We start from the raw sequence: 17,580 nt of genomic DNA on the forward strand, positions 1-17,580 counted from the left end.
TTCCCCACCGTGGCGACCTTTGTGATGCAGGGCACGCGAGTTCTCGCGGTGGGCTTGGGCGGAGAGGCGGTCAAGGCCCGGAACGGGACGATGATCGCCTATGACGGACGAATGACCTTCAAACGATTGTCCGGTGGGGGTGAGGGGCTGCGCGGGATGGTGACCCGGCGGCTCACCGGCGAGGGCATGACCCTCATGGAGGTGAGCGGCGAGGGCACGTGCTGGTTCGCGGACCGGGCCACCGAGATCAATCTCGTGCACCTGAGCGGCGAGACGTTGCACGTGGAGTCGAGCAACCTGCTCGCGGTCGAGCAGAGCCTGCGTACCGGTACCGAGTTCACCGGGCTGCACGGCGCGACCAGCGGGCAGGGCCTGTTCACCACGACCGTCTCGGGTCAGGGCACGGTCGCGGTGACCTCCGACGGGCCGGCGATCGTACTGCGGGTGTCGCAGGGCGAACCGCTGTCCGTCGACCCGGGGGCGTACGTCGCGCACACCGGGCAGCTCCGCAAGGAGTTCGTCAAGGACGTGAACTGGCGCACGTTCATCGGCGAGGGATCCGGCGAGAGCGTGCAGTTGCGCTTCGAGGGTGACGGGTTGGTGTACGTACAGCCCACCGAGCGGCAGACCATCGGGGGGCAGACGTGACGTTCGACCAGCTCAACTCCAAGATGATCGAGGCCACCGTGCGGCCCGGGCAGACGCTGTACTGCCTGCGCGGCGCGATGTTGGCCTACCGGGGCGAGGTCTCCTTCACCCCGACCAGCACCGGGGCGCAGGGCGTCGGCGGGATGATCGGTCGGCGTCTGGCCGGCGAATCGGTGCCGTTGATGAAGGCCGAGGGTGACGGCCGGGTGATGTTCGGCTACGCGGGCCGGCACGTGCACCTGATCGAGATCACCGGCGACACCCTGCACATCGAGGCCGACCGGCTGATGGTGTTCGAGGACAGCCTCCAGCAGGGCACGATGTTCATGGGCTCGCAGGGCGGCGTACGCGGGATGATCCGCGGCCAGGTGACCGGCCAGGGCCTGTTCACCACCACGCTGACCGGGCGCGGCTGGTGCGCGGTGCTCGCGCACGGCGGGGTGATCGAACTGCCGGTCCAGCCGGGCCGGTCGATCCACGTCGACCCGCAGGCGTACATCGCGCACCGGGGGCAACTCGACAACCGGATCGGCGCCAACGTCGGCTGGCGCGACGTGATCGGGCGCGGTTCGGGCGAGGCGTTCCAGTTGGAACTGTCCGGCACCGGCACGGTCTACGTCCAGGCGAGCGAGGAGAAGCTGTGAGCGGCCCGGGTTCCGGCACGACCGTGTACGACGCACGCTCGCTGCCGCAGGACGACAACGTCAATCCCTACTCCTTCTGCGTGGCGCTCGACGGCGAGTGGTTCGTGCAGAAGGGCAAGATGATCGCCTACTACGGGCGGATCAAGTTCGAGGCGCTGGGCGTGGGCGCGCTGGACCGGCTGGTCACCGCCAACTTCAACTCGCCGCTGTACATCCAGGACTGGATCGTCGCCCAGGGCAAGGGCCAACTGCTGCTCGCCGACCGCGGGTTCGACGTCAACTCGTACGACTTGGAGGTGGGCAACCTGACCATCCGGGCGGCCAACCTGCTCGCGTTCCAGCCGGGTCTGGACCTCAAGCAGTCGATCGTGCCCGGGTTCGTCACGCTGATCGGGACCGGCAAGTTCGTCGCCGCGTCCAACGGCGCGGTGCACTTCGTCGAACCGCCGATCCGGGTGGACCCGGAGGCGCTGCTGGGTTGGGCCGACTGTCCGACGCCGTGCCACCACTTCGACACCAAGTACATGCGCGGCGCGCTCGGCATGGCCCGGCGGCTGACCGGGATCGGCGGCGCGTCGGGCGAGGAGCACCAGTACGACTTCGTCGGGACCGGGACGGTGCTGATGCAGTCCTCGGAGATCTCCATCGACCCGAATCTGATCCCGGCGCAGACCGCGCAGCAGAACCAGCCGCCGGGGGCACAGAACATCCCGGGGCTGCCGAATCTGCCGGGGCGGTTGGGTCGGTTGTTGCAGTAGCGGGAACCGACGGCGGGCTCGGGCCGTTGACCTGGCGAGGCCCTTCACTGGGGACGGTGGAGGGCCTCGCCAATGCCTCGGCCGGTCGGCCGGCTCGTGCCCCGGCCTACAGCTGGTCGGCCAGGTCGCTGTCGGCCGCGACCTCGCGCAGGAGTTCCACCAGGACGTCGACGCCCTCGTGGTCGGTGTCGGCGCGCCAGAAGGCGGTCACCGCGACGTCCGGCGCCCCCGTCAGCGGGACTTGGACCACCCCGCGCACCGGCCGCTGTCGGGCCCAGCCGCGCGGCGACAGGCCGACCCCCTGGCGGTCCACGACGCGCGCGATCACGTCGTCCACGCTGCCGTACGCCTCGACGATGTCGGTCGCGCCCGAGCGCCGCAGCGCCTCGGTGACGCGCGTGTACAGCCGGGGATGCGGTTGGCGCGGCCACACCACGATCGGCTCGCCGCGGCCGACCAGCTCGGTCAGGTCCACCGAGCGCCGTTCGGCGAAGGGGTGCTCCTGCGGGAACAGCGCGACGAAGGCGAACGTGCCGACCCGGGCCGACTCGAAGCCGGAGCCCAGGTCCGGCAGCCAGCCCAGGCCCGCGTCGAGTACACCCTCGCGCACGTCGGCCACCTGGCGCGCGGTCGGCTCGCTGGTCCACTGCACGCGCAGCGCCGGGTGGCGGATGTGCAGCGCGGAGATCGCAGCCGACACGAGCGAGGGGCCCAGGCCGGAGGTATACCCCACACGCACCTGCCCGGCGTCCCAGGTGGCCCGCCGTCGTACCTCCGCGCACGCGTCGTCGAGCACCCGCAACGACTCGTCGAGCCGACTGCGGAACACCTCGCCGAGCGGGGTGAGCGCCACCGGCAGCGACGAGCGGTCCACGAGCCGGGTGCCGAGCTGCTGCTCCAGCCGGCGGACGGCCTTGCTCACCATCGGTTGGGACAGATACAGCCGGGCGGCGGCCCGGCCGAAGTGCCGCTCCTCGGCGACCGCCAGGAAACATCTCAGGTCGCGCAGTTCCATGGAAACCCACCTATGCCGTGTCGGCATAACGTTAGCAACAACAGGGGCTTGGCTGACGCCCCGTCAGCAGGTTTCCTTGGGAGCACCGCAATCGCACCGAAGCCGCACCGAAGCCGCACTAAGGAGCAGGTCATGACGCTCGAGATCCCGCGCATCATCTCCGTGGACGACCACGTGGTGGAGCCGCCGGACCTGTGGACCTCGCGGCTGCCCGCCAAGTACAAGGATCGCGGTCCGCGCGTGGTGCGCGACAAGGCGAAGTTCAACTTCATCGGCGGCGTCTTCTCGTACGAGCGCGGTGTCGAGGACGGCGAGTGGTGCGACTGGTGGCTGTACGACGACCTGGTCTACCCGTTCCCCAAGCTCTCCGCCGCGGTCGGCTTCGACACCCTCGACGTGACGCCGGTCACCTTCGACGACATCCGGCCGGGCGCGTGGATCCAGTCCGAGCGCCTCAAGGACATGGACGCCAACCACGTCGACGCCTCGCTGTGCTTCCCGAACATCCTGCCGCGCTTTTGCGGCCAGGCGTTCTACGAGCGTGAGGACAAGGAACTCGCGCTGCTGTGCGTGCAGGCGTACAACGACTGGATGATCGACGAGTGGTGCGCGGGCGACGGCAAGGGCCGCCTGCTGCCGATGACGATCATCCCGCTGTGGGACGCGAACCTGGCCGCCGCCGAGGTGCGCCGCTGCGCCGCCAAGGGCTCCTTCGCGGTCGCCTTCTCGGAGAACCCGGTCCCGCTCGGCCTGCCGTCGGTGCACTCGAAGGACCGGTTCTGGGACCCGTTCTTCAGGGCCTGCGAGGAGACGGACACGATCGTGTGCATGCACATCGGCTCGTCCTCGAAGATGCCCTCGACCTCCCCCGACGCGCCGTTCATCGTCTCCTCGGTGCTCACGTTCCAAAACGCCATGGGCTCGATGGTCGACTACATCTTCTCCGGCGTCTTCGACCGCTTCCCCAAGCTGAGGATCGCCTACGCCGAGGGCCAGGTCGGCTGGATGCCCTACGTCATGGAGCGCGCGGACAAGCTGTGGGAGGAGCGCGACGACAACGCGTTCGGCTCCTCGCTCACCCAAAAGCCCAGCTCGTACATCAAGGACCGGATCTACGGCTGCATCTTCGACGACGAGATCGGCCTGCGTAACCGCGACGTGATCGGCATCGACCAGATCTGCTTCGAGGTCGACTACCCGCACGCCGACTCGACCTTCCCCAACACCCACAAGGTCGCCCTCGACATCGCCACCAAGGCGGGCCTCACCCAGGCCGAATGCGACAAACTCTTCCGCACCAACGCCATCAAGGCCTTCGGCCTCACCCGCTTCGGCATCACCAAGTAGACCCACCCCCGCCGGCCGCCCCCACTCCCCCGGGCGCGGCCGGCGGCAGGGCCTCGGTCACCCAGGTATCGGTGTCCTTCGGATGCCGGGTACTCGCATATACGAGATGCACGATCCGCCGGGGCTCGTCGACGAGGTAGCGCACCCGCCCGCCTGCGGTCACCTCGTACTCCCATTGCGGAAACTCGTCGCCACCCAGAGCCCGGACCTCACCGTGGTTCTCGCCCGGCAGGGGCCGCGTGAGGGCTTCGGCCAGGGTCGGGTCGGCGAGGATCCGGGCGGTGGCCCGCCACTCGACGATCACGCGGTGACGGTTGGCGTGTATGTCCAACTCCACGACATCGCGGGTCGCGTCCACGAGGTCGACCGCGAACTCTCGCACCTCCCGGGCCGAGAGGTGCCGCGTCCACGGGAACACCGAGGGCAACGCCAGAAAAATGGCTCGCGCGCCTTCATCGCTGCCCATCAGGGCAGCGAACAGTCGCGCGGTGACGTCGGCGGTCTCCTCGCGCTCACGGTCGTGCCGCTCGGTGGTGAGATACAGGTCCTCACCATCCCGGCGCGTGACGTGGAGGCGCCGAACCTGTTCGACGGTGTCGGCAACACGCTTGGAGTTTTTTGACAAGTCGGAGAACGACACAGTCGGTGTTGCTGACGGGGGGCTGCGGACGTAGGAATGGCCCACGAACTCCGGGGAGTTCGTGGGCCATTCGGGTCGGATGGGGACTACGCGCGGTTACGTCCGCGCGCGCGGTAGAGGAACATCAGGACCAGTCCGAAGCCGATGGCGCACGCGCTGCCGGCGAGGAGGAAGGCCACGCTGCCCGGCATACCGCTGTGGGCGAGTTGGTCGGATCCGTTGGATCCACCGATCCCACCGCCGTGACCTCCGCCGTTGCCGCCGTTACCGCCGTCGCCGTGGCCGCCGTGCCCACCGCCGTGCGGTTTGGTGTGCGCACCGGAGGGCACGGCCGAGTGGCTCGCGGACGGCGAGGCCGAGGAGGAACGGGACGGCGACGCCGAGGGCGAGGCCGACGGGGACACCGAAGGCGACGCGGACGGCGACGCCGAGTGGCTCCTCGAAGGCGACGCGGACGGCGACGCCGAGTGGCTCCTCGAAGGCGACGCGGACGGCGAGGCCGAGTGGCTCCTCGATGGCGACACCGAGGGCGACGCCGACGGGGAAGTCGACGGGGAGGCCGAAGGCGACATCGACGGCGACGCGGACGGCGAGACCGAGGGCGACGCCGACGGGGACATGGACGGCGAGACCGAGGGCGACGCGGACGGCGACATGGACGGCGAAACCGAAGGCGACGCGGACGGGGACGTCGAAGGCGAGGCCGAAGGGGACGTCGAGGGCGAAGCCGACGGCGACGCGGACGGCGAGGTCGACGGCGACGGCGACGTACCGCCGCAGTCCGGCAGGTCACCGTTGAACGGGTACCGGTGGAACTCCGACCCGGACGACGACTGGTGGATCAGCGACCCGGCCGTGAAGAACCGGCCGTTCATCCCCGGCACGGACACCGTCGTGGTGCTCGCCGGGTTGCCGATCAGCATGCTCCCCTGAAACTGGGCGCTGCCCCTGATGGTCACCGTCGTGGCTTCCGGGAAGTTCCACAGCAGCCGCTCGCGCAGCCCGGTCGGGATCGCGGTGTTGCCGATGAAGCTGGCGATCGTCCGGTCCGTCCCGGTCAGGTTGACCAGGACCGTGGCGCCGTTCGGGATGCCGAGGAAGCTCAGGCCCTGGTCCCCGCCGTTCACGCTCACCATGTCGAAGTCGACGTTGAACACCTGGAGCGCGGACGTGCCGTCCCCGGTGAACAACGTCTCGAAACCGACGTTGACCGCCGTACCGGTGGCCTGCCGGAGCCGGCCGTCCGGGAACGCGTAACAACTCGACGAGTCGGTCAGCTGCGGGCGCAGCGCCGTGTACGGCGCCGCGGCGGATCCGTCCTTGACCGGATCCGGCGTCACCGTGCCGCTGAGCGTGCCGGCGTAGCGGACGACGCCGCTGACCGCACCCTCCTCGGCGATCAGGGTCTGCCCCTCCGCCACGGTCAGGTTGCCGCCGACGGTGAGGAAGTCGGTGCCGTTGTCGGGGGGCACACGGGAGCCGACCCCGACGATGCCCACGTTGTAGATGCTGGAGCCGGAGGTCTTGTTCATGTCGAAGTTGCCGAGGGTGACCAGCTTGCCCTCGGCTTCGGCGGCGGACCCGCTCACGGTCCAGTTGCCGCCGACGAACATGTTGATGCCGTTGTCCCGGCCCTGGATCGGACCATTGTTGGGCTCCAGGTCCACAGCCGGACAACTGCCCGGGATGCAGGGGCCGAGACCGCCGGGCAGCGGCTTGGCGAAGCCCATCACGGCGAATACGCAGACGAGGATCACGCCGCCGAGGGTGACGACTCCGGATAGCGCGAGGCCCGTCGCGCGGATCCGGGCGTTCGGTTTCCTGTGCATTTCTGAAACATGGGATATAAAACGACAAATGCGGATAAGGCGCGCGGAAGGTTCCCCCGAATGCCTCTCCCGGGGATTCGCACCCGCGACCGTCAACCGAGATGCGTACGGCCCGCATACGTCGCAGGTATGGGATACGAAGGGCATCGCCGAATCGGAAACCGCCCGCGCGACGTGATCGTTGCCGGGGCGAGGCGGGGCGGGAAGCCGTGCCGGTACGGTCGGGCCCGGGCGGGCACGCGTGAACCGGCGAGGTATTCACGGCCGTGCGCCGTCGGTCGTCCTCGGACGAGGCACGAATCCTGGTGAGAGTGAGAGGGAGTCTTCTGTGATCGTCGGACTGGGCACCGCTGTCGCGGCCTCCGCCTGTTACGGAGTGGGGTCGGTACTGCAAGCGGTCGGGTCGCGGCGATCCGCGCGCGAGGAGGCGGCCAAGCAGGCCGCGCGGGGCGGCGGTACCGCACAGGTGACCGGGTACGGGGGCCCGAGCCTGTCCTCGACCGCCAAGGCCGCGGTCACGTGGGAGTTCATCGTCGGCACCCTGCTCGACTTCGTCGGCTTCGCGCTCGGCGCGCTGGCGGCGCGGCTGCTGCCGCTGTTCCTGTCCCAGACGATCATCAGCGCCAACCTGGTGATCACCGCCGTACTGGGCATCAAGCTGCTCGGCATCAAGCTGCATCGCGCCGACTGGACCTCGATCGGGGTGGTCTGCGGCGCGCTGGTCCTGCTCGGCATCGCGGCCGGGCCCGAGGGCGACGGGCACAGTCCGCGCGCCACGCACTGGTGGGTACTGATCGTCACGTTCGTGGTGATCGTCGGCGGGACCGTACTGGTGCGCTTCCTCGGCGCCAACGGCGCGATCGTCGCGGGTCTGCTCTCCGGTCTCGGCTTCGGCGGCCTGGGCATCGGGGTACGCATCCTGGACGGCGTCGACCCGTTCGACCTCGGCAAGCTGGCCGCCGACCCGGCCCTGTACGCGGTCCTGATCGGCGGCATCGGCGGCATGTACCTGCACACGATCGCGCTGCAGATCGGCTCGGTGAACGGCGCCACGGCGGCCCTGGTGGTCGGCGAGACGGTGGTCCCCGGCGCGGTCGGCGTGTTGTGGCTCGGCGACACCTCCCGCGCGGGCCTCGCCTGGCTGGCGGTCCTGGGCTTCATCCTCGCCGTGTCCGGCGCGGTAGCCGTCGCCTACTTCGGCAAGCACGACGCGCAGGAACCTTCCGCCACACCGGACAAGAGCCCCGAAAGCACCCCATCACGCACCTGACCGCAGCCGCGGGGGCGCTGCGAAGCGCTCGCGCGGGTCAGCCGGGGGCGCCCCGCTCCGCGAGTTCCGCGCCCACCGTGCGCAGGGTGTCGAGGAGGGGGGTCGGGCCCTGACCCCGGCGCACGGCGGCCATCAGGTGCCGGCGGGGGGCCGGGGCGGTGATGGGGCGAAGCACCACGCCCCGGGGGAGTTCGGGCTGGGCCAGGCGCGGAATGATCGTCACGCCCAGGCCGGCGGCCACCAGGGCGAGCTGCGCGCCGAAGTCGGTCGAGGTGTGGACCAGGCGCGGTTGGAAGCCCGCCTGGTGGCAGGCGGTCAGGAGCACGTCGTGGCAGGCCGTCCCGGGCGCGGTGATGATCCAGTCGGCGTCCACGAGATCGGCGGCCAGGGCCACCTCGGCGCGCCCCGCCAGCGGGTGATCGGCCGGCAACGCGATCTCGAACGGCTCGTCGAGCAGCGGGTGCAGCTCGATCCGCGGGTGGTCCGGCGCGGGCAGGTCCGGATGCGTCATCACCACCGCGAGATCCAGCTCGCGCGCCGGCAGCAGCGGCAGCGCCAGCTCGGTCTCGTACTGGACGACCTCGAACCGCCATCCCGGGTGGGTCCGCTTGAGCCGGGCCAGCGCGGGCGCGATCAGGCCCGCGATGCCGGACGGGAAGCCGGAGATCCGGGCCCGCCCGATGCGGCCGTCGCGCTGCGCCGCGAGGTCGGCGCGGGCCTGTTCCAGCCGGGTCGCGATGGCGTCGGCATGGCCGAGCAGCACATGCGCGGCCGGGGTGAGCCGGACGCCGCGCCCGTGCTTCTCCAGGAGTACGGCGTCGGCCTCCCTTGCGAGCACCGCCAGTTGTTGCGACACCGCGGACGGGGTCAGGTGCAGCGACTGGGCGGCGGCGACCACGGTGCCGTGCTGGTCGAGCGCGCGCAGGATGTTCAGCCGCTTGATCTCCATGTAGCAAAACTACCGATCGAGATCCGAAAAATGTAGCTGGACTCCATGGATGGCCCGAGCACACACTTCTCGGCATGACCCGTACCGATTCCCTGTGGGCCGTGCTCGTCACGGTGATCTGGGGGGTGAACTTCGTCGCGATCGACGCGAGCCTCGACGACTTCCCCCCGTTCCTGCTGGCCGCGCTGCGCTTCGCGCTCGTCGCGTTTCCCGCGGTGCTGTTCGTCAAGCGGCCGCGGACGAGTTGGAAGCTGATCATCGGGGTCGGACTCACGGTCAACATGGGGCAGTTCGCGTTCCTGTTCAGCGCGATGCACGCGGGCATGCCGGCCGGGTTGTCCTCGGTGGTGATCCAGTGCCAGGCGATGTTCACCGTGTTGTGCGCGGTGGTGATGTTGCGCGAGATCCCCGGGCGTACCCGGGTGCTCGCGCTGGGCGTGGCCGCGGTCGGGATGGGCGTGATCGCGTTCGGTCGTGGCCAGGGCGCGTCGTTGTGGCCGTTCCTGCTGGTGGTCGGTGCCGCCGCGTCGTGGGGCTTCGGCAACGTATTGACCCGCAAGGCCGGCATCCCCGGCGGGCTCGGCCTGGTCGTGTGGTCGGCGCTGGCCGCCCCGCTGCCGCTGCTCGCGCTGTCCCTGACCGTCGAGGGCCCGAGCCGGGACGTCGACGCGCTGACCTCGGCCTCCTGGACCGGTGTCGGCGGGCTGGCCTTCACCGTCGTGCTGTCGTCCTGGCTCGGCTACGGCCTGTGGTTCGCCCTGCTCGGCCGCCGCTCGGCCTCGGCGGTCGCCCCGTACGGCCTGCTCGTGCCGATCGTCGGCATCCTCGCCGCCTGGGCCGTCCTCGGCGAACGCCCGACCTGGATCGAGGCCGTGGGCGCCGCGATCGTCCTGACCGGCATCGCCCTGGCAAGCCTGCCCAGCAAAACCGGAACACCGCCCCCGACCCCCGCGGTCACCGTCCACCCCGCCGCGATCCCGGCCACCCGGCCCTGACCCACCCGGCCTCGAAGCCGCCGCCGCTCCCGGAAGGGCGAGAACCCCCGTAAAACGTGGGCCGAGAAGCCGAGGCCATTGATACCATGCTGGATATACTCGAAACGCAGGCTGATATCAATGGAGGTGCATTCGATGGCCCGGACCGTGATCGACCTCGACGACGACCTGGTCGCCGCCGTGGCCCAGGCATTGGGAACCGGCACCAAGAAGGAAACGGTCAACACCGCACTCCGCGAAGTCCTGGACAACCGGCGGCGGGCATTGGCACTCACCCGACTGCGGGCGGCAGCCGAGGACGGCGCCTTCGATTTGGAGATCTTCGAGGACAAGCGGAACTACCGCCGGTGAGTGCAGCGCAGTTCCTGATCGACACAAGCGCACTCGGCCGCTTCATGCGCGGAGAAGGCGAACAATACGGTTGGGATCAGGCCGCCGCGGCCGGGCTCATCGCAACCTGTCCCATCACCGAGCTCGAATTCTTCTACAGTGCCCGCTCGGCCGCGGACCGCGCCCGAAGCATCGGGGATGTGCGGCTGTTGTTCAGTTGGGTCCCAGTGGACGATCGTGCCTACGACCGCGCCTGGCAGGTTCAGGACGAGCTCACCGATCGGGGGCAGCATCGCAGCGCCGGACCGGTGGACCTGGTTGTCGCCGCCACGGCGGAGCTCCAAGGCTTGACGCTGCTGCATCGCGATCGGGACTTCGAGTGCATCGCGGCCGTTACCGGGCAGGCACTCCAGTGGTACGGCCCACCGACCGGCAAGTAGCCCCTTCAGTGCGGATATTCGGTCATTCGGTTGCCCGGTGAAACGCCGAACGACCCCGCGACCGGGTTTCCGGTGCGGGGTCGTTGCGCGTGCGGCGGGGCGCCGGCGGCGGCTACTTGCGCTTGTTGATTTCCGCTTCGAGTTGCGGCATCACCTTGAACAGGTCGCCGACCACGCCGTAGTCGACCAGGTCGAAGATCGGGGCGTCCTCGTCCTTGTTGATCGCAACGATCGTCTTGGAGGTCTGCATGCCCGCGCGGTGCTGGATCGCGCCGGAGATGCCGACCGCGATGTAGAGCTGCGGGGAGACCTGGGTGCCGGTCTGGCCGACCTGGTGGCTGTGCGGGTACCAGCCGGCGTCGACCGCCGCGCGGGAGGCGCCCACGGCCGCGCCGAGCGCGTCCGCGACCGACTCGATCACGTGGAAGTTGTCCGCGCCGTTCACGCCGCGACCACCCGAGACGACGATGTCGGCCTCGGTCAGCTCGGGGCGGTCGGACTTCTCGCGCGGGGCGCGCGAGACGACCTTGGTGCCGGTTGCCGCGGTGGTGAAGTCCACCGTCACGGCCTCCACCGTCGGGGTGGCCGGGGCCTCCTCGGGGGTGGCCGCGTTCGGCTTGACCGTGATGATCGGGGTGCCCTTGGTGACGTGCGCCTTGACCTGGTAGGTCGCGGCGAACACCGACTGCTCGGTGACCGGGCCGTCGGGGCCCGCCTCGACGTCGACGGCGTCGGTGATCAGGCCCGACTCCAGCCGCACCGCGACGCGCGCCGCGATCTCGCGGCCGTCGTTCGAGGACGCGACCAGGATCGCGCCCGGCTCACCGCCCCCGGCGATCTGCGCGAGCGCGTCGACGGCCGGCGCGACGAGGTAGTCGTCCACCTCGGGGGCGTCCACGACGTACACCTTCTGCGCGCCGTACCTGCCCAGCGTCTCGGTGGCGCCCTCGGCGCCCTTGCCCAGGAAAACCGCGGACGGCTCGCCGAGGCGGCGGGCCAGGGTCAGCAGCTCCAGGGTCGGCTTGCGGACCGCGCCGTCGGCGTGGTCGACGAGAACGAGGATCTCGGCCATGGTTGTTCTCTCCTACTCCGGTACAGCCCGGATCTCTCCGGCCGGGTTGCGATGCTCGGTCGCCCCGGGGGGCGGCCGGTCAAAGGTGTCGAAACAGTCCGGTTCTGCCGACCGACTCAGATGAACTTCTTGGCGGCGAGGAACGCGGCCAACTGCACGCCGCCCTCGCCCTCGTCCTCGACGACCTCGCCCTTGGCGCGCGGCGGGCGCTTGGTCGCGGTGTCCACGATCGACCAGGCTGCGGACAGGCCGACCTCGTCCGACTCGATGCCCAGGTCGTCCAGGTCCTTCGAGACGACGGTCTTCTTCTTGGCCGCCATGATGCCCTTGAACGAGGGGTAACGCGCCTCGCCGGTGCGGTCGGTGACCGACACGACGGCGGGCAGCGGGGCCTCGATCAGCTCGGTGGCGACGTCGCCCTCGCGGCGGCCCTTGACCACACCGCCGCCCTTGCCCGCACCCTCGACGGTGATCTCGTCCAGGTAGGTGACCTGCGGAACACCCAGGCGCTCGGCGAGCATGGCCGGCACGACGCCCATCGACGCGTCGGTGGAGGCCATGCCGCACACGACCAAGTCGAAGCCCGCGTCCTCGATGGCCTTGGCCAGGATCAGCGAGGTGCCCAGCGCGTCGGTGCCCGCGATGTCGTCGTCGTTGACGTGGATGGCGTTGTCGCCGCCCATCGCCAGCGCCTTGCGCAGCGCGTCCTTGGCATCGTCCGGACCGACCGTCAGGTACGTGATCTCGGCCTCGACGCCGGACTCCACGATCTTGAGAGCCTGCTCGATCGCGTATTCGTCCAGCTCCGACAGCAGGGAGTCGACCGACTCGCGATCGGTGGTGCCATCGTCGTTGAAGCCCCGGTCCCCGGTCGCGTCGGGTACGTACTTCACGCAGACAACGATTTTCACAACAGTTCTCCTGTGGTCGTCCGGTCACCCAGGTGCCGGTCCGAGGGTGTCATGCCCGCCGTCGGGGTCCACGACGGGCCCACGGTTCCGGCCCCAAGATCCATCGATCTCGCGCCACGATGCCACGCCCGCGCGCAGGCACACGCGTGACACAGGGCACATTCAGTTCTGACGGTCCGTCAACTTCTGGTTCCGAGAGTACGCGGTCTTGGAAAAGACTCCGACCATCGACCCGAAACCGCTATGTTACCGGAGAGTAATAGGAGCCTAGTACCGCCCGCTCGCGCTTGTCACCGGTGCGCGGACCGAACGAGAGCAAGGTCACCGGGGCACCCAGCTCGGCGGCGGCGAAATCCGGCCACTCGGCGGCCGACGGGGCCGGCTCCACCACCGGCCGCGCGGCCGACATCAAGGCGGTCAGCCGCTCCGCGTGGGCCAGGTCCGGGACGGGGCTCGCCCACGGCTCGGGCCCCGCGTAGGCGCGCACCACGCCCAGGCCCGGCACCCGCCCGGGCACGTCCGCGTGGGTGAGCGCGAGCCCGTCCACACCCCCGCACACCGCGAGCGCGTACCGGTGCGCGACCGCGTCGAAGTGGCCCACCCGGAACGTCCCCTGCCACCGCCCGGTCCCGTTGTGCGGATCCGGCAGCGCGGCCGTCAGCCCCGCGTCCTCGCTCGGCAACGGCCCGGGCCCGTGCCGGGTGGTGTAGGTGCGCAGCACGCCGAGCCGGTACACCCCCTCCCCCGCCTCGGCGGCCAACGCCTCCGCGCCCGCGAACGTCGTGGTCGACCACGTCGTGTACGGGTGGAACCCGTGCCACTCGTCGAGGAGTACGCCCTGCGCCCCCTCGAACACCACCGGCCCGGCCCGCAGCAGCTCGCCCGTATACCCCTCGTCCACCGCGCGCACCGCCCGCCCGAAGGCGGTGAACGCCGCCACGCACGCCTCGACGTCGGGTCCCAGTGGTGTCCCGAATTCGGCGCTCGACACCTCCCGCACCGCGCTCAGTCGCCGACGCAGCACTCGGGGCGCGCCGCAGTCCCCCACCCGCGGCGCCAGGTCCGGATGGGCGAGCGCGAAGGCCGCGGTCTCGCCCACCCCCATCCCGCACGACCCGTGCCGCCCCGCCCCGCGCGCCGACTCCCGGGCCCGATTGGCCGCCGCGTGGTACGGCGTGGTCAACAGCGCGTCCCGGTCCACCGTGAGCAGCCCGAGCGGATCCGCCACCCCCAGCGCGCGCAGGTGTTCGGCCTCGGCGGCCAGCGCGAGCGGGTCCACCAGCACGAACCGGGACAGGTGGGTGCGCGTGCCCGGGGTGAACGTGCCCGAGCCGAACTGGGCGAACGTGTGGTGCCGCCCGTCGTCGGTGACCACGTTGTGCGCGGCCTGCGCACCCCCGTTGAACCGGATCACCGCGTGGACCGGCCGCCCCTGCGCGCGTCCCCGCGCGCACAGCCGGTCCACCGTGGTGCCCTTGCCCGCGTCGCCGAACCCCAGGTCGACGACCGCGACATGACGAGGTGTCACAGGCGCGTGGTGCCCGCGCCGTCGCCCTCGCCCAGGCCCGGCAGCGAACCGGAGACGGCCACCGCGCCGCCGGAACGGGCGTACGAGGCCAGTGCCTTGGACACGTTGGCCACCTGCGCGTCGGCACCCACGTCACGCAGGTGCTCCAGGCCCTCGTCCAGATCGATCGCGTCCTCCGCGAGGCCGATGGTCAGCGCGATCGTCTCGCAGACCCCGTCGGGGTCGTCGAGTTCGATCACGTGCTGCCCGAGCAGGCCCCTCCACTCGCCCAGGACCTCCTTGTCGCCCACGTAGGAGGACCCGGCCGGCAGGATGTAGTACACCTCGAACTTGCGCCGCAGTTCGGCCAGGATCCGCTCGATCGGGATGTCCTCGCCGATGTCGTCGCCGATGAACTCCAGCACCTCGGACCGGCGCACCTTGCGGTAGGGCATCTCGTCGCCGATCACGAACAGGTAGCCGCGCTTCCCACGCTTCTCGTGGCAGTCGATCGAGGTGTGCCGAGCCATGAAGTACAGGGCCAGCTCGTAGGATTCGCGCTTTTGTCCGCCGCCGCCCCCTTCGAGCAGGATGTTGCCGAGCTGGTCGTCCATCCGGTTGTCCGACTCGAACTGGCCTACCTGCAACGGGACTCGGTCGCTGGTCGCGTCGCCGATCGCGCCGAACATGATCTGCGGGTCCTGCACATAGCCCTTGCGCAGCAGCAGCCCGAACAACTCGGGCAGCTTGGTCTGCAGGGTCTGCGGGACCCGCAGCATCGAGCCCGTCACGTCGAACAACACCGAGACGGCCAGGGACATGGGGTGTTCGTCGCTGTCCCGGCTCTCCCGGACGCCCGCGAGCGCCGGATCCAGGTCGACGTGCGCCTTCCAGGCGCTGTGCGGCGTGCTGTTCTTGGTGACGTGGTCGTAGTGGAACGCGCTGCGACCGCTGGCCCGGTTGTAACTCTGGGCCGCGTCGTAGACGTTGGTGGACCAATTGCCACTACCCATGGTGCTCACTCCCCGATCGGGACGCTGGGATGCGTGCGTGGATGTTCGGCCGGCCGCGCAGGCCGGCCGAAGGTGCGACGGGAGCAGGCGGAGACCGCCGCCGCTCCCGTCGGATGGGATCTACGACTCGCGACGCGTGGGCATCGCGAACGGCCGGAAACGGCGCGGGCCGTAGAGCTTGCCGAGCAGTTCGTCCAACTCGCCGAGCAGCTTCCACGCGTCGTGCGGACGGCGTGCCGGGGCGGGGAGCGAGCAGCCCCGGGCGAAGCGCAACAGCGGCTTGGGCGCGTCCGGCGCGAGCAGGCCGGTGACACAGCGGGTCGCCATGTAGACGTCCGCGGCGGTCTCCGGCGGTTGCTTGGCCGGGATCTCCGGCGGGTACAGGTCGGCGTGCCGGTCGATCATCGCGGGCACGTGTTCGACCGCCTTCGCCCGCAGGATCGCCTCCGGTCGGGCCGGGTCGGCCGGGCCGTCGAGCAGCACCGAGTAGCACCAGTCGACCAGGACCAGGCCGTGCTCACGCGGGTGGATCAGCACGTGGTCGGGGGTGATCGCGCCGTGGACCACACCCGCGCGGTGCGCGTATCCGATCGCGACCAGCAGCCGGCGCCACATCCAGGCCACGTCTCGCGCGTCCAGGCCGTCCGGGTATGCCTCGCGCACCTCGGCCAACGACCGGAAGCCGCGCACCCGTTCGATCACGTTGGCGCGCCGCTCGGTACCGGACGCGGCGTCGCGATGCCGGAACGTCTCGATCAGCCGCGGTACGTAGTTCGCGTATTCCGGGTCGCCCTCGCGCGCGATCCGCTCCAGGGCGGTGGCCTCGCGCTCCATCAGGTCGTTGTCGGTGACCGCACGCGGCAGCTTGAGCAACGCCCGCGCCTCGCCGTCGTCCTCGGCCCGGTAGTTGACCTTGTAGAGCGTGGCGATGTCGCCGCTCGCCCGCTCGCCGCCGACCGAGTAGACCCGGCGCTTGGTGGTGATCACCACCTGACGGCCGGTCACCCCGGTGATGTCCTGCTGATACCGGTTCCACGACTCGCCGAGCCGGGTGAACGCGGCGGCGGCCTCGGCGCGGCGGTCGGCCGGCGCGGTGTCCGGGTGGAGCAGGCGCGCGAGCAGCCGATAGGTGCGGTTGCCCGCCCGCAGACAGGCCTCCGGCGTGCCGTCGTAGGGCCCGAAGACACCCTGCGGGTCCGGCGCGCCGGTCAGCAGATCGAGCGCGTCGTCGAAGGTGGTGGGGCCGGTCGTGGTGGTGCCGGGCGTCCTGGTCATCGGGAGTCCTCCTCCGGGGACGGGCGCAGCAGCGCCGGGTGCAGCAGACGTGCGGGGCCCGCGCGGTACAGCCGGGCGCGGCGCCCGCCGCGCGCGCCGCCGCGGGCGGTGGTGGCGCCGGTGTCCCGGACGAAGCCGGGTACCGAGAGCACCTTGCGGTGGAAGTTGCCGGCGTGCATCGGCCGGCCCCACACCGCCTGGTAGACCTCGCGCAGTTCGGTGACGGTGAACTCCTCGCCCGCGAACGCGGTGGCCAGCGGCGAGTATTCGAGCTTGGCGCGGGCGCGTTCCAGGCCGTCGGCGAGGATGCGCGCGTGGTCGAAGGCCAGTTCGGCCGGGTCGACGTCGGCGACGGGCACCCACTGCGCGTGGGCGGCGTCGCCGCCGGCGGTCGGGTCGGGCAGGTCCGGGGCGAAGGCGAGGTGGGCGACCGAGACGATCCGCATCCTCGGGTCGCGCCCGGGCGTGCCGTAGGTGCCCAGCTGTTCGAGGTGGAGCCGGTCGAGCCGGGTGCCGGCGGCGAGCCCGGTCTCCTCGGCGAGTTCGCGCTCGGCGGCCTCGGCGAGGTCCTCCTCGTGTCGGGTCCCGTCCGGGTCGATCACCGGGCGGACGAAGCCGCCGGGCAGTGCGAGGCGGCCCGCGAACGGCATCTCGCCGCGCCGAACCAGGAGCACGTGCAGCGCCTTGGCGGCGCTCTCGGATCCCTCACCGGCTCCCCCGCCGGCCCCGGGCTCCGCCCCCACCTCCGCGTCGTCCCCCGGATCGACCGACGCCCCGACCGGCGGGCCGAGTTGACGGATCGTCAGCGCGACGATGTCGACGGTCACCGCGATCGGCTCGAAGGCCCTGGGGTCGTAGGACGCGAGCCAGTCGCGTTCGGTGGTGGCGGTGTCGGCCATATCGCGAATCCCTCCCATGCGCTCATGGCGATGCACGT

At 70.6% G+C, this 17,580-nt stretch carries 18 protein-coding genes; 8 read left to right on the plus strand and 10 right to left on the minus strand.

Annotation, left to right across the window (positions count from 1 at the left end; genetic code table 11):
* The first annotated feature begins 24 nt into the window (after positions 1–24).
* Genes ACWGR4_RS09755 through ACWGR4_RS09765 form a run of 3 tightly spaced genes read left to right on the plus strand, consistent with a single transcriptional unit; the run spans position 25 to position 2,050 of the window.
* Positions 25–648 carry an AIM24 family protein gene (locus ACWGR4_RS09755; RefSeq protein WP_380038845.1) on the plus strand — a complete coding sequence of 208 codons (624 nt, stop codon included), beginning with the start codon at positions 25–27 and terminating at the stop codon, positions 646–648.
* Positions 645–1,292 (plus strand): AIM24 family protein, encoded by a 648-nt coding sequence (locus ACWGR4_RS09760; RefSeq protein ID WP_126635649.1) that lies wholly within the window; start codon positions 645–647, stop codon positions 1,290–1,292. The genes ACWGR4_RS09755 and ACWGR4_RS09760 overlap by 4 nt, the downstream gene beginning before the upstream one ends.
* On the plus strand, positions 1,289–2,050 hold the full coding sequence (locus ACWGR4_RS09765; protein WP_078978011.1) for an AIM24 family protein: 762 nt from the start codon (positions 1,289–1,291) through the stop codon (positions 2,048–2,050). Before ACWGR4_RS09760 ends, ACWGR4_RS09765 begins: the two co-directional genes overlap by 4 nt.
* A 106-nt stretch (positions 2,051–2,156) precedes the next feature.
* On the opposite strand, the gene ACWGR4_RS09770 is transcribed toward ACWGR4_RS09765, so the two are convergent.
* Positions 2,157–3,065 (minus strand): LysR family transcriptional regulator, encoded by a 909-nt coding sequence (locus ACWGR4_RS09770; protein WP_452130727.1) that lies wholly within the window; start codon positions 3,063–3,065, stop codon positions 2,157–2,159.
* Positions 3,066–3,197: 132 nt separating this feature from the next.
* Here ACWGR4_RS09770 and ACWGR4_RS09775 point away from each other — a divergent pair, with 132 nt between their 5' ends.
* Positions 3,198–4,412 (plus strand): amidohydrolase family protein, encoded by a 1,215-nt coding sequence (locus ACWGR4_RS09775; RefSeq protein WP_379998489.1) that lies wholly within the window; start codon positions 3,198–3,200, stop codon positions 4,410–4,412.
* Here ACWGR4_RS09775 and ACWGR4_RS09780 read toward each other — a convergent pair.
* Together ACWGR4_RS09780 and ACWGR4_RS09785 are read right to left on the minus strand one after the other, a co-directional pair.
* A complete protein-coding gene (locus tag ACWGR4_RS09780) occupies positions 4,402–5,037 on the minus strand; it encodes a hypothetical protein (RefSeq protein WP_452130726.1) in 636 nt (211 codons plus the stop codon). The two genes, ACWGR4_RS09775 and ACWGR4_RS09780, sit on opposite strands and share 11 nt — an antisense overlap.
* Before the next feature lie 101 nt (positions 5,038–5,138).
* Positions 5,139–6,977 (minus strand): choice-of-anchor A family protein, encoded by a 1,839-nt coding sequence (locus ACWGR4_RS09785; RefSeq protein WP_452134194.1) that lies wholly within the window; start codon positions 6,975–6,977, stop codon positions 5,139–5,141.
* Between the two features lie 232 nt (positions 6,978–7,209).
* Here ACWGR4_RS09785 and ACWGR4_RS09790 point away from each other — a divergent pair, with 232 nt between their 5' ends.
* Complete coding sequence (locus tag ACWGR4_RS09790; RefSeq protein ID WP_379998496.1) at positions 7,210–8,151, plus strand: hypothetical protein; 942 nt, start codon at positions 7,210–7,212, stop codon at positions 8,149–8,151.
* 37 nt (positions 8,152–8,188) lie between these two features.
* Here ACWGR4_RS09790 and ACWGR4_RS09795 read toward each other — a convergent pair whose 3' ends face one another.
* Positions 8,189–9,100, minus strand: a complete 912-nt coding sequence (locus tag ACWGR4_RS09795; protein WP_439674396.1) for a LysR substrate-binding domain-containing protein — start codon at positions 9,098–9,100, stop codon at positions 8,189–8,191.
* A 74-nt stretch (positions 9,101–9,174) separates the two neighbouring features.
* Here ACWGR4_RS09795 and ACWGR4_RS09800 point away from each other — a divergent pair, with 74 nt between their 5' ends.
* From ACWGR4_RS09800 to ACWGR4_RS09810, 3 genes are all read left to right on the plus strand, one after another.
* On the plus strand, positions 9,175–10,095 hold the full coding sequence (locus ACWGR4_RS09800) for an EamA family transporter (RefSeq protein WP_452130724.1): 921 nt from the start codon (positions 9,175–9,177) through the stop codon (positions 10,093–10,095).
* Between the two features lie 135 nt (positions 10,096–10,230).
* Positions 10,231–10,446 carry a type II toxin-antitoxin system VapB family antitoxin gene (locus tag ACWGR4_RS09805; protein WP_078978004.1) on the plus strand — a complete coding sequence of 72 codons (216 nt, stop codon included), beginning with the start codon at positions 10,231–10,233 and terminating at the stop codon, positions 10,444–10,446.
* On the plus strand, positions 10,443–10,865 hold the full coding sequence (locus tag ACWGR4_RS09810; protein WP_439674398.1) for a PIN domain nuclease: 423 nt from the start codon (positions 10,443–10,445) through the stop codon (positions 10,863–10,865). The genes ACWGR4_RS09805 and ACWGR4_RS09810 overlap by 4 nt, the downstream gene beginning before the upstream one ends.
* Positions 10,866–10,977: 112 nt before the next feature.
* Here the strand turns inward: ACWGR4_RS09810 and ACWGR4_RS09815 are convergent, their stop codons facing one another.
* The 6 genes from ACWGR4_RS09815 to ACWGR4_RS09840 all read right to left on the minus strand — a co-directional run bounded on the left by ACWGR4_RS09815 (position 10,978) and on the right by ACWGR4_RS09840 (position 17,542).
* On the minus strand, positions 10,978–11,937 hold the full coding sequence (locus ACWGR4_RS09815) for an electron transfer flavoprotein subunit alpha/FixB family protein (RefSeq protein ID WP_379998505.1): 960 nt from the start codon (positions 11,935–11,937) through the stop codon (positions 10,978–10,980).
* Positions 11,938–12,053: 116 nt separating this feature from the next.
* Positions 12,054–12,848 carry an electron transfer flavoprotein subunit beta/FixA family protein gene (locus ACWGR4_RS09820; protein WP_379998507.1) on the minus strand — a complete coding sequence of 265 codons (795 nt, stop codon included), beginning with the start codon at positions 12,846–12,848 and terminating at the stop codon, positions 12,054–12,056.
* 241 nt (positions 12,849–13,089) lie between these two features.
* Positions 13,090–14,376, minus strand: coding sequence for an adenylosuccinate synthetase (locus ACWGR4_RS09825; protein ID WP_452130723.1), 1,287 nt, complete (start codon positions 14,374–14,376; stop codon positions 13,090–13,092).
* Entirely contained in the window at positions 14,373–15,368 is a 996-nt protein-coding gene (locus tag ACWGR4_RS09830) for a hypothetical protein (protein ID WP_379998511.1), read from the minus strand. Before ACWGR4_RS09830 ends, ACWGR4_RS09825 begins: the two co-directional genes overlap by 4 nt.
* A 120-nt stretch (positions 15,369–15,488) precedes the next feature.
* On the minus strand, positions 15,489–16,643 hold the full coding sequence (locus tag ACWGR4_RS09835; RefSeq protein ID WP_379998513.1) for a lipopolysaccharide kinase InaA family protein: 1,155 nt from the start codon (positions 16,641–16,643) through the stop codon (positions 15,489–15,491).
* The gene (locus ACWGR4_RS09840) at positions 16,640–17,542 is read right to left on the minus strand and encodes an NUDIX hydrolase (protein WP_452130722.1); all 903 of its coding nucleotides are present in this window, start codon (positions 17,540–17,542) and stop codon (positions 16,640–16,642) included. The genes ACWGR4_RS09835 and ACWGR4_RS09840 overlap by 4 nt, the downstream gene beginning before the upstream one ends.
* Between the last annotated feature and the right edge of the window lie 38 nt (positions 17,543–17,580).

The organism is Embleya sp. NPDC055664, assembly GCF_053618075.1.

Excerpts from the sequence above, each read along its gene's own strand:
- ACWGR4_RS09755 (WP_380038845.1), top strand. The coding sequence starts at position 25 with ATGCAGGGCACGCGAGTTCTCGCGGTGGGCTTGGGCGGAGAGGCGGTC.
- ACWGR4_RS09770 (WP_452130727.1), bottom strand. The coding sequence starts at position 3,065 with ATGGAACTGCGCGACCTGAGATGTTTCCTGGCGGTCGCCGAGGAGCGG.
- ACWGR4_RS09775 (WP_379998489.1), top strand. The coding sequence starts at position 3,198 with ATGACGCTCGAGATCCCGCGCATCATCTCCGTGGACGACCACGTGGTG.
- ACWGR4_RS09795 (WP_439674396.1), bottom strand. The coding sequence starts at position 9,100 with ATGGAGATCAAGCGGCTGAACATCCTGCGCGCGCTCGACCAGCACGGC.
- ACWGR4_RS09800 (WP_452130724.1), top strand. The coding sequence starts at position 9,175 with ATGACCCGTACCGATTCCCTGTGGGCCGTGCTCGTCACGGTGATCTGG.
- ACWGR4_RS09805 (WP_078978004.1), top strand. The coding sequence starts at position 10,231 with ATGGCCCGGACCGTGATCGACCTCGACGACGACCTGGTCGCCGCCGTG.
- ACWGR4_RS09815 (WP_379998505.1), bottom strand. The coding sequence starts at position 11,937 with ATGGCCGAGATCCTCGTTCTCGTCGACCACGCCGACGGCGCGGTCCGC.
- ACWGR4_RS09830 (WP_379998511.1), bottom strand. The coding sequence starts at position 15,368 with ATGGGTAGTGGCAATTGGTCCACCAACGTCTACGACGCGGCCCAGAGT.
- ACWGR4_RS09835 (WP_379998513.1), bottom strand. The coding sequence starts at position 16,643 with ATGACCAGGACGCCCGGCACCACCACGACCGGCCCCACCACCTTCGAC.
- ACWGR4_RS09840 (WP_452130722.1), bottom strand. The coding sequence starts at position 17,542 with ATGGCCGACACCGCCACCACCGAACGCGACTGGCTCGCGTCCTACGAC.